The sequence below is a fragment of the Streptomyces sp. NPDC057099 genome (genome assembly GCF_042671245.1).
Lineage (GTDB): Bacteria > Actinomycetota > Actinomycetes > Streptomycetales > Streptomycetaceae > Streptomyces > Streptomyces purpurascens.
The window spans coordinates 261,456-274,396 of the sequence record NZ_JBHUTX010000002.1; the positions used below are offsets into that span (position 1 = coordinate 261,456).

The window sequence follows — 12,941 nt, forward strand, 5'->3', positions numbered from 1 at the left end:
CCGGACTCCCACACTGGCGTGACTACGTAGTCAAGCAGCTCTTTCCATCAGCGAGCCCCAGCCTGACTACGTAGTCCATGCCCGTGCCACCCCCTGGGAGCCCTCATGACGACGACCGGAGCGGAAGGCGGCCGTCGCCGCCGGGGTCCCGGCATGACCGAGGTCGCGCGGGCCGCCGGGGTGTCGCAGAAGACCGTCTCGCGGGTCGTCAACGGCGAGCCGCACGTCAGCCCGGAGGTACGCGACCGCGTTCTGAGGGTCATCCGCGAACTGGACTACCGTCCCAACACCGCGGCCCGGGCCCTGCTCCTCGGCCGCTACCGGCGGATCGGCGTGGTCTCCCTGGGCAGTTCGCTCTACGGCCCCTCGACCCTGCTCATCGCCCTGGAACGGGCGATGCAGCGCGCCGGGTACTCCGTCGCCCTGGCCAGCACCCTGGAAGGGCAGAAGGTCTCCGTCGCCGTGGACGCGCTGCTGGAGCAGGGCGTGGACGGCATCGTGCTGTCCGAGCCCATCGACGACGGCGTGCCGCTCAGGCTCAGCGCCGATGTGCCGGTGGTCAGCGTCGGCGAGGGCGTGGAACTCGCCCAGGGCACCTGTGCCGTGGTCGGCGGCGACGGCGTCACGGCCGCCCGGCTCGCCACCGAGCATCTGCTGTCCCTGGGCCACCGCACCGTCTGGCACCTGCCAGGACCGCAGGACTGGTGGGCCGCCCGGGACCGTCTGCGCGGCTGGCGCGAGGCTCTCGCCGCCGCCGGCGCGCCCGAACCACCCCTGCCGTCACCCGGCGACTGGAGCCCGGCCTCCGGGTACGCCGCCGGACGGCAGCTCGCCCGGCTCTCTGATGTCACGGCCGTGTTCGCCGCCAACGACGACATGGCCATCGGCGCCCTGCGCGCGTTCGCCGACGCGGGCCGCGCCGTCCCCGGTGACGTGAGCGTCGTCGGCTATGACGACATCCCCACCGCCGCCTATCTCTCCCCGCCGCTGACCACCGTCCGGCAGAACTTCGCCGCCGTCGCCGATCGCGCCGTCGACGTACTGATCGCCCTCATCGAGGGCCGCCCCGCACCGGCCGAACCCGCCGACCAGGCGGTCGAGCTGACCGTACGGGCCTCCACCGGCCCGGTACGGGACCCGGGCCTCGCGCAACCCCACCCGTAGCCGCACCACGTGAGGAGTCACGTGTGTACACCCCACCGTCCCCCGCCCCTCCGACCCGCCGCGCCCTGCTGCGCGGAGCCCTCGGCCTCGGTACGGCCGCCGCACTCTCCGCCTGCGGAACGGGTGACACGACGCCCCGCACCTCCGGCGACGTCACCCTCTCCCTGTGGACCCACGACCCGGGCTACGAGGCGTTCTTCGTGAAGGGCGTCCCGGAGGCCGATCGTGCCACCGACTTCCGCTACCACCTGAAGGTCACCCGCTCCGGACCGCCGGACATCGTCACCAAGCTCCTCGCCCAGGCCGTCGCCGGGCGCGGCACCCCCGACCTGGTGGGCTTCGAGATCGGCAGCTTCCCGCGGATGCTGCGCGGCGACATCGCCGAACGGCTGCTGCACGACTTCACGCCCGACATCGAGGCCGTGCCCGGCCTCAAGGACGACCTGCTGCCCGCCCGTACCGCCCCCTTCAGCAGGGACGGCCAGGTCTACGCCTTCGACTCGGACACCCCGATGGTCGTGTACTTCTACCGCGAGGACCTCTTCGACGAGTACGGGCTCCTCCAAGGCGACCAGACCTGGGAGGAGTTCGCCGAGGCCGGTGCCCGGGTGCACCGGGACCACAACGCGTCGATGTGCGTCGTCTCCACGGTGGGCAGCGACCCGGGCCAGGTCGTGCAGTCCTTCCAGATGCTGCTCTACCAGCGCGGCGGCGCGTTCTTCGACGCCGACGGGACGCTGCGGCTGGACTCGCCGGAGGCCGAGGAGGTGCTGCGGTTCCTCTGCGAGGGGCTGCGCAGCGGGTTCGTCATCGACGTGGCCGACTACTACGGGGCCGCCATGCAGACGGCGCTGAAGAGCGGCCGGGTCATCGGTCTGCCCATGGCCATCTGGTACAAGAACTACGGCCTGCTGCCCAACGTGCCCGAGCAGAAGGGCAAGTGGCGCGTGCGTGCCCTGCCCCGGTTCGGCGGAGGCGGCGGAGTGACCGCCGCGCTCGGCGGCACCGGCTTCGGCGTCGTCAGGGACAAGGCCAACACCCGGGCGGCCACGGAGTTCCTCTTCAGGACCTGGCTCACCCACGAGGGCCAGGTGCGGCGGTTCACCGAGACCGGCTATCTGCCCACGCGGCGGTCCGTGTACGAGGATCCGCGTCTGGGCGCGTACCGGGACGAATTCTGCGGCGGCCAGCGGCTGTTCGGCCTCTACCGCTCGCTGCTGCCGGACGTGCCGGCGTTCCATCAGAGCCCGGACCAGTCGATCCTCTACGACGTCCTCGCGGGCAACCTGTTGCGCGCCTATCGCGGCAGCCTGACCCCACGGCAGGCCCTGAAGCAGACCGCGGCGGACTTTCGTGACCAGGCCGGACGTTAGGAGGACGACGACATGACCACCACCGTCACCGGACCGTCCCGCATCACGCACCGGCACGGCGACCCGGACCGCACAGCGCACCGCCCCCGCAGATCCTGGGCGCCCTACCTCTTCATCTCCCCCTTCTATCTCCTCTACGTCCTGTTCATGCTGATCCCGGTCGGGGTCTCGCTGTGGCTGAGTCTCACCGAGTGGGTGGGGCTGGGTACCCCGCAGTGGGTGGGGCTGCGCAACTACCGGCTGCTCGCCACCGACATCAGCTTTCACCGGGCCCTCGGGAACACCGCCGTCTTCGTGCTGGTCGCGGTCTGTGTCATCGTGCCGCTCGCGCTGCTGATTGCCCAGGCGCTCAACGCCAAGGGCCTCAGGGCCCGTGACCTGTGGCGTACCGCCTACTTCGTGCCGGTCGTCGTCTCCCCGATCCTCGTCGCCCTGGTCTTCGGCCTGATCTTCGACCGGCAGTTCGGGCTGGCGAACGCGGTGCTGCGGTCCCTGTTCGGCACCGGCGGTGTCGACTGGCTCGGCGACCCGACCGTCGCCAAGGTGAGCATCGCCCTGGTCATGCTGTGGCGCTGGACCGGCTACCTCACCGTCTTCTTCCTCGCCGGGCTCCAGAACGTGCCCCGGGAGCTGTACGAGGCCGCCGCGATCGACGGGGCCGGGCGGCTGCGTACCTTCACCACCGTCACCCTGCCGGCGCTGAAGCCGGTGACGGCGTTCGTCGTCGTCACGTCCTTCATCTGCGCCGCCCAGGTCTTCGAGGAGCCGTATCTGCTGACCGGCGGCGGACCGGCCGAGTCCACCCTCTCGGTGACCATGTTCATCTACCGGGCCGCCTTCCAGCGCCAGCAGTTCGGCTACGCGGCGGCCGCCGCCGTCGTCCTCTTCGTCCTCGTCTTCGGCCTCAGCCGGCTCGTCAACCGTCTCCTCGGCATCGGGAGGGCCACCTCATGACACGCGCCCGCCTGCCCCTCTACGGCGTCCTGGTCCTGCTGTTCCTGGGCTTCCTCGCCCCGCTGCTGTGGGCGCTGAGCGGCTCGTTCAAGCCGCGCGGCGAGATCTTCGGCTACCCGCCGAAGCTCCTCCCCGACCCCTTCACCCTGGACAACTACCGCACCCTGCTCACCGAGCAGCCCTTCGGCCGCTGGTTCCTGATGAGCACGGTGGTCGCCGTCGTCGCCACCACCGTGTCCGTCTTCGTCTGCGCGCTCGCCGGCTACGGCTTCGCCAAGTTCCGCTTCGCCGGGAAGCGGCTGCTGTTCAACGTCATGTTCAGCTCGCTGTCGATCCCGTTCGCGGTCGTCCTCGTGCCGCTGTTCGTGATCCTCGTGAAGACCGGGCTCGGCAGCCCCTGGTTCGCGCTGATCGTGCCGTGGGTGGCGCCCGCGTTCGGGATCTTCATGATGCAGCAGTACATCGTGCAGTCCGTCCCGGACTCGGTGCTGGAGGCCGCCCGCATCGACGGGGCGAGCGAGTTCGGCATCTTCCGCACCATCGTGCTGCCGCTGCTGCGGCCCTCGCTGGGCGCCCTGGCCGTCTGGCAGTTCCTGCAGAGCTACAACAGCTTCCTGTGGCCGCTGGTGCTGGTCTCCGACAGCTCCCAGTACACCCTGCCGCTGGGCCTGCAGACCCTGTTCGTGTCGGAGCAACGGCAGTACGACCTCGTGCTCGCCGGAGCCGTCCTCGCCGTCCTGCCCGCCGTCGCCCTCTTCGTGCTGCTGCGCAAACAGCTTCTCGAAGGCCTGTCCACGGGCGCGGTCAAGGGCTGACGTACCGCCAACTCATCTGAAGGAGAAGCATGTTCGAGCTGCCCCGACGCGTCCTGTTCGGTGCCGCGTACTACCACGAGTACCAGCCGTACGAGCGCCTCAAGGACGACCTCGACCTGATGGCCGAGGCCCGCTTCACGGTGATCCGCGTCGGCGAGTCGGTGTGGTCCACCTGGGAGCCCGAGAACGGCCGCTTCGACCTCGACTGGCTCCAGCCGGTCCTGGACGGCGCGCACGAGCGGGGCATCTCGGTGATCCTCGGGACGCCGACGTACGCGGTGCCGCCGTGGCTGGCCCGGCAGTACCCGGAGATCGCGGGCGAGTCCCGCACCGGCGAGCGCCACGGCTGGGGCGCCCGCCAGGAGGTCGACTTCACCCACCCCGCGTTCCGCTTCCACGCCGAGCGGATCATCCGCAAGGTCGTCGGCCGCTACGCCGACCACCCGGCGGTCATCGGCTTCCAGGTCGACAACGAACCGGGCCTGCACCTCTTCCACAACCACGGCGTCTTCCAGCGCTTCACCGACGAACTGCGCGAGCGGTACGGCGACGTGGAGACCCTCAACCGCGAATGGGGCCTGGTCTACTGGTCGCACCGGTTGTCCACCTGGGCCGACCTGTGGACCCCGGACGGCAACGCCCAGCCGCAGTACGACCTGGCCTGGCGGCGCTTCCAGGCCCGGCTCACCACCGAGTTCATCGCCTGGCAGGCCGGGATCGTGCGCGAGTACGCCCGCCCCGGCCAGTTCGTCACGACCTGCATCTCCTACGACCGCCAGGGCGTCGAGGACGACCGCCTCACCGAGCGCCTCGACGTCACCGCGGGCAACCCGTACTACACGATGCAGGACGCCCTCGCCCTGCCCGACGTCAACGGCGACGGGCAGCACTGGACGACCAACGGCACCTGGGCGCTGTACCGCAGCGCCGACCGCATGTACTCCTCCCGCCAGGAGCCCTACCTGGTCACCGAGACCAACGCGCAGGCCATCAGCGGGCCGTGGGACAACCGCCCCGCCTACGACGGCCAGTGGCGCCAGGCCGCCTGGGCGCTGATCTCCCGGGGCGCCTCGATGATCGAGTACTGGCACTGGCACACCCTGCACTTCGGCACCGAGACCTACTGGGGCGGCATCCTCCCGCACAACGGCCGGCCCGGCCGTGTCTATCGCGAGCTTGCTGTACTGGGAGGTGAGTTGGAGAAGGCGGGGGACCTGGTCGCCGCCCTCACCCCGGACGCCGACGTCGCCTTCCTGTACGACGGGCCCAGCAAGTGGGCGCTCAAGGGCCAGCCGCCCCTCGCCGACGCCGACGGACACCCCGACGGGCGGTCGTACGAGAAGATCTTCGACGCCTTCTACCGCGGTGCCTTCGACGCCGGGCTCCAGGCACGTGTTCTGCATCCCGGGCAGCTCCCGGACGCCGACCTGCCGCCCGTGCTGGTCGTCCCCGGCTACTACGCCGCCGACGACTCCGTCCTCGACCGGCTCCGCGCCTACGCCGAGGCCGGCGGCCATCTCGTCCTCGGCCCGCGCACCGGCTACGGCGACACCGAGGCCAGGGCCCGCACCGACCTCCAGCCGGGCCGGCTGGCCGAGGCCGCCGGGGTGACGTACGACGAGTTCAGCAACCTGCGCGATCCGCTGCCCGTCACCGGCACCGACTCCCTCCCCCTCCCGGCCGACGCGCACGCCCTGCACTGGGCGGACGGACTGCGGCCGCAGGGCGCCGAGACGCTGGCGGCGTACACGCATCCGCACTTCGGCCGCTGGCCCGCGGTCACCACCCACCGCCACGGCACCGGCCGCATCACCTACGTCGGCACCGTGCCCGACCCGGTCTTCGCCCGGGCCCTGTTCGACCGGTACGCCCCCGACTCCGCCTGGCGCCCGGCCCACCCGAGCGTCACGGCGACCTCGGCGACCGCCCGGGACGGCGGCCGGGTGCGGTTCCTGCACAACTGGTCGTGGGACGAGGTGTCCGTGCCGGTGCCCGCCGCCCTGCGGGACGTGCTGTCGGACACCGTGTACGGCGACACGGTGCCGCTCGGGCCCTGGGACGTGAAGGTGCTGCGCGAGGAATAGACCCGGCAACCATCCTTTCCGGCAGGGGAGTTCCGGCCGTCTGTTCGCTGGGCATCGTGTCAGGGGCGTGGGCCGCGCCGCCCCGGAGGGGGGAGCGGGCGGGCCGTGTCGGCCGGCGAAGGGATGGGAAGCCATGACGTCACCGCTGCCCCCGGGAGAGACGCTGTCACAGCCGGTGCTGAACCCGCCGGCGTCGATCGCGGTGTTCCTGGTCGCCACGATCGAACCCGGCGGGGAGGCCGCCGTACGGGAGGCGCTGGGCTCCCTCGCGGGCCTGGTGCGCTCCGTCGGCTTCCCCAGCCCCGACGGCGGTCTCGGCTGTGTCGCCGGGGTCGGGTCCCGGGCCTGGGGCCGGCTGTTCGGCGGACCGCGGCCCGCCGAACTGCACCCGTTCCGCGAACTGGCCGGGCCCCGGCACCACGCCCCGGCCACCCCGGGCGACCTGTTCTTCCACATCAAGGCCGCCCGCACCGACCTCTGCTTCGCGCTCGCCGCCGAACTGGTGCGGCGGCTGCGCGGCGCGGTCACCGTACGGGACGAGACGCAGGCCTTCGCCTCCTTCGACTCGCGCAACCTCCTCGGCTTCGTCGACGGCACCGAGAACCCCGTCGGCCCGCCCGCGGCCGACGCGGCACTGGTCGGCGAGGAGGATCCCGCCTTCCGCGGCGGCAGCTACGCGATGGTGCAGAAGTATCTGCACGACGTGGACGCCTGGGAGGCCCTCGCCGTGGAGGCGCAGGAGAAGGTGATCGGCCGCACCAAGCTCACCAACCTCGAACTCGACGCGCCCGGCTCCCACAAGGACGTCAACACCGTCCTCGGCCCGGACGGCTCGGAGCAGAGGATCCTGCGCTCGGCGATGCCGTTCGGCAGGCCGGGGCACGGGGAGTTCGGCACGTACTTCGTGGCCTACGCGCGCACGCCCGGGATACCCGAGACGATGCTGCGCAAGATGTTCCTCGGCGGGCCGGGCTCGGGGCCCGACCCGCTGCTGGACTATTCACGGGCCGTCACCGGCGGCCTGTTCTTCATACCGCCGGCGGACTTCCTGGAGGCCTTGCCGGAGGGCTGACCGGCCCTTGGGCACCCGAAGGTGATCAGACGCGTTCCAGCGGCCGGTGCGGTTCGGCGGGGAGCCGCACCTCGATGGTGTCGCCGGGGCGTACGACGCCGCCTTCCCGGACGACGCTCATGATGCCGGCCTTGCGCACGATCCGGCCCGCCTCGTCGCGGCCCACGACCTGCTTCAGCAGCCCGTCCTGGAAGGCGTCGATCTGGATGCACGGGTTGCGCAGGCCCGTCACCTCCACCACCGCGGCCTCGCCGATGTGCAGCAGGGTGCCGACCGGCAGGCCGAGCAGGTCGATGCCGCGCGTGGTGATGTTCTCCCCGAGGGCGCCGGGCGTCACCTCGAACCCCGCGTCCGCGACCTCGGCGAAGAGCTCCTCGTGGATGAGGTGCACCTGGCGCAGGTTCGGCTGGGTGGGATCCTGGGCGATCCGCGAACGGTGCTTGACCGTCACCCCCGCGTGGATGTCGCCCTCCACCCCCAGCCCCGCGAGCAGGGTGATGCTGTCCCGGTTCGGCTTGGTGAACGAGTACTCGCCGTTGCTGCTGACCGCCGTCACCGTCGCGCTCATGCCTTCGGCCCCCTTCCGTTCGGCAGTGATCTCCCAGGAGCCTAACCCGCCGCCTTTGACGCTGTCCGTTCCCCGGCGGACGGGAACCCCGGCGACCGCAGGACCCGGCGCCCGGCGTCCACCGCGAACACCTCGCAGTTCTCCCGGGCCGCCGCCCACTCGACGCCCTCGGCGCCCAGCGCGAAGGCCGCCGTCGCGACGGTGTCGGCCTCGGTCAGGGTGGGGGCGACCACCGTGAGGCTGAGCAGCCCGGTCGCCGGGCGCCCGGTACGCCCGTCGACGATGTGGTCGCCGCGCTCGTAGCGGGCGGACGTCGCGACGGCCCGGTCCGTGAGATCCAGGACCGTGCACAGTTGGCCGGCGTGCTCGGGATGCCGGACGCCCACGCGCCAGGGGCCGCCGACGGCGACCACGTCACCGCCCGCGTTGAGGCAGAAGCGCCGCGCCCCGGCCGCCGCCAGCAGCTCCGCGCCCTTCTGCACCGACCAGCCCTTCACCACGGCGCAGGGATCGAGACCGCGCCCCGGCAGGCGTACGTCGAACGCGCCCCCGGTCGCGACCCGGTACTCCTCGCACAGGTCCAGGACCTCCTGAAGCGCCGGGCTCGGGTCGGACACCTCCCCGCGGTCGAGCCGCGACACCTCGCTGTCCGGCCGGAACGGGCTGAACCGCGCGTCGACCTCGTGCAGCCAGGCGAAGAGGCCGTCCACCGCCGCCTCGGAGAAGCCCTTGTCGTCGATGCGTACCGACACCGGGAACCCCATCACGTGCTCGACGCGCCGCATCCCCTCAGCCCTTCGCGTCGATGGCGGCCTGGAGCGACTCCTTGTAGCCGTCGCTGGTGACGGTGGCGCCGGACACCGTGTCGATGTCCGCGCTCTGCGCCTGGAGCGTCTCCTCGATCAGCTTGGGCACGGCGGCCGTGGTCTGCGGGTGGTTCGGCTGCTGGAGCATCCGCACCGAGGCGATCTTGTCGCCTTCGAAGGTGACCTCGACCTGCACCGGGCCCTTCTCGGTGTCGAGGGTCGAGCCCTTCACGACCGTGGTCGTGGAGCCTCCCGAAGAGGAGGCCGAGGGCGTGGACGCCGGCGCCGCGGCCTCCGTGACGGTCGACGACGACCCGGTGTCCTGGGAGGGCGCGTAGCGCCAGACCGGGATCAGGCCCGCGATGCTCAGGACCAGGACGGGTATGGCTCGCTTCACGACAATCTCCTCGTCATCCGGCCAGGCTGAAGCGTTCGAAGTGGATCTGCGGCTTGGGCACGCCCAGCTCGCGCAGGCTGCCGAGCACCGCGTTCATCATCGGCGGCGGGCCGCACAGGTAGACGTCCCGGCCGGCGATGTCCGGCACCAGACGGGTGAGTTCCCCGGGCGCCAGCCGGTCCGGCACCGGCGGGCCGGTCACCAGGTGCAGTTCGGCGCCCTTGGCGAGTGCGAGGTCGCGCAGTTCGTCGTGGAGGACGGCGTCCTGGTCCGTGGCCACCCGGTAGATCACGACCGCGTGGCCGTGCAGCTCCTCCAGCAGGGCCCGGATCGGCGTGACTCCGACGCCGCCCGCGATGAGCACGGCGTCCGGGCGGGTGCGGTGCAGGGTGGTGAAGGCGCCGTAGGGGCCCTCGGCGAACACGCGCGTGCCCACCTTCAGGTGCCGCAGGGCCGCGCTGCCGTCGCCCGCGCGCTTGGCGGTCAGCCGCAGCGTACGGCCGTCCGGGGCGGCGGACAGCGAGAACGGGTTGGCCTGCCACCAGCGGTCCTTCGTCAGGAACCGCCACAGGAAGAACTGTCCGGCCCGGGCGGGCAGCCGGTCCAGGTCGCGGCCCGTGATGTAGATGGAGACCACGTTGTCGCTCTCGGGGACGACCGCTGTCACGCGCAGTTGGTGGCGGAGGTTGCGCCACAGCGGCAGCACCAGACGGCCCACGAAGACCGAGGCGAGGGCCCCGCCCCACACGGCGTACCAGTACGTCTTCGCCGCGGACGACGAGGTGAACGTCGTGCCCGCCGCGACCTGGTGCGTGAACGCCAGCACCACCGCGACGTACGTGTACAGATGGATGAAGTGCCAGGTCTCATAGGCCAGCCGGCGCCGGGCGGAGCGGGCCGAGACCACACCCACCACGATGATGATCGCCAGGGCGGTGATCGCGCGCAGCACGCCCTCGACGGTCTCCGCGAGGTCGACCAGCTGGTTCACCGGGTCCAGCGAAGAGGACTGGGCGTAGCCGAAGACGATGAACACCGCGTGCGCGAGCAGCAGCCACAGCACCGAGAAGCCCGTCCAGCGGTGCCAGGACGTCAGCCGGTCCATGCCGATCCGCCGGTCGAACCACGGCAGCCGCGCCACCAGCAGCAACTGGAACGCCATGAGCAGCGAACCGTACAGGCCGGTCAGCCGGCCCAGCACGATGAGCGTGTTCGAGGCGAAGCCGGCCTGGACGAAGAACACGGCCACCACGACCGCGTTGGCGAGCAGCAGCGCGTACAGGCCGGTGCGCCCCACCACTCTGGGGCGCACGCCCGCGCGGGTCGCCGCGGGAGGTTCTTGGAGGGTCGTCACGGTCGGCAGCTCCTTGATCGGATCCTGGGATACCGAGCTTGTCGCGGGGGAGCTGTCGAAATACTGTCGCTCAACTTTCAAGTGTTTATCGATCGCGCGGGGAAGGGGCGGACGGCTATGGAGGCGAGGGACAGGTGAAGCACTATGAGCGGGTGGAAAAAGTACGCCTCCTCGTCGTCGACGACGACCCGCCCATCGCCGATCTCGTCGCGACCGTCGCCCGCTACGAGGGCTGGGACGCGGTCACGGCGTACACCGGTGAGGACGCGCTGAAGCGGGCCGCCGAGTTCCACCCGGACATCGTGGTGCTCGACCTGATGCTGCCCGGCGTGGACGGCTTCGGTGTCCTGGACCGGCTGCGCGCCTCCGGGACGATGGTGCCGGTGGTGTTCCTCACCGCGCGCGACGGCGTCGCCGACCGGGTCGCGGGCCTGACGCGGGGCGGTGACGACTACCTGGTCAAGCCGTTCGCGGTGGAGGAGCTGATGGCCCGGCTGCGGACCGTGCTGCGGCGCAGCGCGGGACCCGCCTTCCAGCGGTCCGTGCTCCAGGTCGGCGACCTGACGATGGACGAGGACACCCGCGAGGTGCGGCGCGGCGAGCGGCTGCTGTCGCTGACCCCGACCGAGTACGAGGTGCTGCGCTACCTCATGCGCAAGTCGCCCACCGTGCTCACCAAGGCGCAGATCCTCGACCACGTCTGGGAGTACGGCTTCGGCGGCCGGTCCAACGTCGTCGAACTGGTCGTCAGCCGGCTGCGTCGCAAGCTCGACGAGACGGACGACGGCGGCGCGCCCCTGATCCACACCGTGCGGGGATTCGGGTACGTCCTGCGGCAGGCCTCCGAGTGATCGCCAGACTGCGGCGCACCTACCGCAGGATGCGCCTGGGCACCCGGCTGGCCCTGGGCCTCGGCGCCCTGGCGCTGGTCGTGTTCGCCGTCGTCGGCACGGCCCTGACCACGTACATGCGGGACTACCTCTCGGCCCAGCTCGACACCCAGCTGGCACAGGCCCAGATCGCCCAGTCCAAGAGCATCGCGGACTACGGCACGCTCTCGGGCAAGAAGTACTACAGCTGGTTCTACGCCGTGTACGACGTGTCGGACGGCACGCCCGAGCTCCGCAGGCCCGAGGACCCCGCCGACCTGCCGAAGGACGTCGACGACTTCACCTCCCTGGCCCGGGCGCAGACCGCCGCGCACACGGAACTCCTGCGCACCGAGCACCTGAAGGGCGCGGGCTCCTACCGGCTGCGGGCCTGCCAGGTAGAGCCCGGGGTCGTGCTGGTCAGCGCCGCGCCCATGGAGGACATCGAGGACACGGTCGGGCAGCTCATCACCATCCAGGTCGTCGCCTTCGGGGCCGCGCTGCTCGCGCTGGTCGTCTTCGGCCGCAGGACACTGCGCCGCGGACTGAAACCGCTCAGCGACATGGCGTCCACCGCGCACGGCATCGCCTCGCACGACCTGACCGAGTCGGCGGCCAGGCTGCCGCTGCGCGCCGACGGCCGGGACGGCGGGCCCGAGGTGGACGAGCTGCGGACCGCCTTCAACACGATGCTGGAGCACATCGACCACTCCCTCGCCGTGCGCGCGGAGGCCGAGCAGCGGCTGCGCCGGTTCGTCGCGGACGCCTCGCACGAACTGCGCACCCCGCTGATGTCGGTACGCGGCTACGCCGACCTCTTCCAGTACGCCGCCGCCAACGCCCCCGAGGAACGCGACCGGCATCTGGCCCGGCTGCGCGCCGAGGCCGCCCGGATGGGCGTCCTCCTGGACGACCTGCTGCTGCTCGCCCGCCTGGACGCGGCGGAGGTGGAGGAGCCGCTGCGGCTGGAGGACGCCGACCTGGTCGAGTTGGTGTGCCAGGCCGCTGACGCCTTCCGCGCGGGCCGCCCCGACCATCCGCTGACCGTGCTCGCGGGACGGCGGCCGGTGCGGCTGCGGATGGACCCGCTGCGCATCCGGCAGGTCGTCGACAACCTCCTGACCAATGCCGCCGTGCACACCCCCGCCGGGACGAAGGTGTCCGTGGAGGTGTGCGTCGCGCCCGGCTCGGCCGAGGTGCGGGTCGCCGACACCGGCCCGGGCATCCCGCCCGACGACCGGGCCCGGGTCTTCGACCGCTTCTACCGCGTCGACAAGGCCCGCAGCCGCGACCGCGGCGGCAGCGGCCTCGGCCTCGCGGTCGCCCAGTCCCTGGTCCGGGCGCACGGCGGCCGCATCGAGCTGGACAGCGAGCCGGGGGCGACGGCCTTCACCGTCCGCCTGCCGCTGAACAGGAACGGGAGCGGGAATGAGCCACCGGCCGCCCAGGGTCCGGAAACCACCGCCGTCTAGACTCGTCCGGCAA

Annotated in this window: 12 protein-coding genes; 8 read left to right on the forward strand and 4 right to left on the reverse strand. The window is 71.7% G+C overall.

Annotated features, from left to right (window positions below):
* Positions 1-105 precede the first annotated feature (105 nt).
* The 6 genes from ACFT4A_RS03580 to ACFT4A_RS03605 all read left to right on the forward strand — a co-directional run bounded on the left by ACFT4A_RS03580 (position 106) and on the right by ACFT4A_RS03605 (position 7,462).
* Positions 106-1,164 carry a LacI family DNA-binding transcriptional regulator gene (locus ACFT4A_RS03580; RefSeq protein WP_382825580.1) on the forward strand — a complete coding sequence of 353 codons (1,059 nt, stop codon included), beginning with the start codon at positions 106-108 and terminating at the stop codon, positions 1,162-1,164.
* A 23-nt stretch (positions 1,165-1,187) separates the two neighbouring features.
* Complete coding sequence (locus tag ACFT4A_RS03585; protein ID WP_382825582.1) at positions 1,188-2,537, forward strand: ABC transporter substrate-binding protein; 1,350 nt, start codon at positions 1,188-1,190, stop codon at positions 2,535-2,537.
* Positions 2,538-2,549: 12 nt separating this feature from the next.
* Positions 2,550-3,491, forward strand: coding sequence for a carbohydrate ABC transporter permease (locus ACFT4A_RS03590; protein ID WP_382825584.1), 942 nt, complete (start codon positions 2,550-2,552; stop codon positions 3,489-3,491).
* Complete coding sequence (locus ACFT4A_RS03595; protein WP_382825586.1) at positions 3,488-4,306, forward strand: carbohydrate ABC transporter permease; 819 nt, start codon at positions 3,488-3,490, stop codon at positions 4,304-4,306. The genes ACFT4A_RS03590 and ACFT4A_RS03595 overlap by 4 nt, the downstream gene beginning before the upstream one ends.
* A gap of 29 nt (positions 4,307-4,335) precedes the next feature.
* Positions 4,336-6,390 carry a beta-galactosidase gene (locus tag ACFT4A_RS03600; protein ID WP_382825588.1) on the forward strand — a complete coding sequence of 685 codons (2,055 nt, stop codon included), beginning with the start codon at positions 4,336-4,338 and terminating at the stop codon, positions 6,388-6,390.
* Positions 6,391-6,523: 133 nt separating this feature from the next.
* On the forward strand, positions 6,524-7,462 hold the full coding sequence (locus tag ACFT4A_RS03605; protein ID WP_382825589.1) for a Dyp-type peroxidase: 939 nt from the start codon (positions 6,524-6,526) through the stop codon (positions 7,460-7,462).
* Positions 7,463-7,487: 25 nt separating this feature from the next.
* On the opposite strand, the gene ACFT4A_RS03610 is transcribed toward ACFT4A_RS03605, so the two are convergent.
* The 4 genes from ACFT4A_RS03610 to ACFT4A_RS03625 are packed head-to-tail and all read right to left on the reverse strand — an operon-like array spanning position 7,488 to position 10,587.
* Complete coding sequence (locus ACFT4A_RS03610) at positions 7,488-8,030, reverse strand: MOSC domain-containing protein (RefSeq protein WP_382825591.1); 543 nt, start codon at positions 8,028-8,030, stop codon at positions 7,488-7,490.
* A gap of 41 nt (positions 8,031-8,071) precedes the next feature.
* Positions 8,072-8,815, reverse strand: coding sequence for an FAD:protein FMN transferase (locus ACFT4A_RS03615; RefSeq protein ID WP_382825593.1), 744 nt, complete (start codon positions 8,813-8,815; stop codon positions 8,072-8,074).
* 4 nt (positions 8,816-8,819) lie between these two features.
* Positions 8,820-9,233 (reverse strand): FMN-binding protein, encoded by a 414-nt coding sequence (locus ACFT4A_RS03620; RefSeq protein ID WP_382825595.1) that lies wholly within the window; start codon positions 9,231-9,233, stop codon positions 8,820-8,822.
* Between the two features lie 13 nt (positions 9,234-9,246).
* The gene (locus ACFT4A_RS03625; protein ID WP_382825596.1) at positions 9,247-10,587 is read right to left on the reverse strand and encodes a ferric reductase-like transmembrane domain-containing protein; all 1,341 of its coding nucleotides are present in this window, start codon (positions 10,585-10,587) and stop codon (positions 9,247-9,249) included.
* 152 nt (positions 10,588-10,739) lie between these two features.
* On the opposite strand from ACFT4A_RS03625, the gene ACFT4A_RS03630 reads away from it, so the two are divergent.
* Together ACFT4A_RS03630 and ACFT4A_RS03635 are read left to right on the forward strand one after the other, a co-directional pair.
* Complete coding sequence (locus tag ACFT4A_RS03630) at positions 10,740-11,438, forward strand: response regulator transcription factor (RefSeq protein ID WP_382825598.1); 699 nt, start codon at positions 10,740-10,742, stop codon at positions 11,436-11,438.
* Positions 11,435-12,928: a sensor histidine kinase gene (locus ACFT4A_RS03635; protein WP_382825600.1), complete on the forward strand. Its 1,494-nt coding sequence runs from the start codon at positions 11,435-11,437 to the stop codon at positions 12,926-12,928. Before ACFT4A_RS03630 ends, ACFT4A_RS03635 begins: the two co-directional genes overlap by 4 nt.
* Positions 12,929-12,941 lie beyond the last annotated feature (13 nt).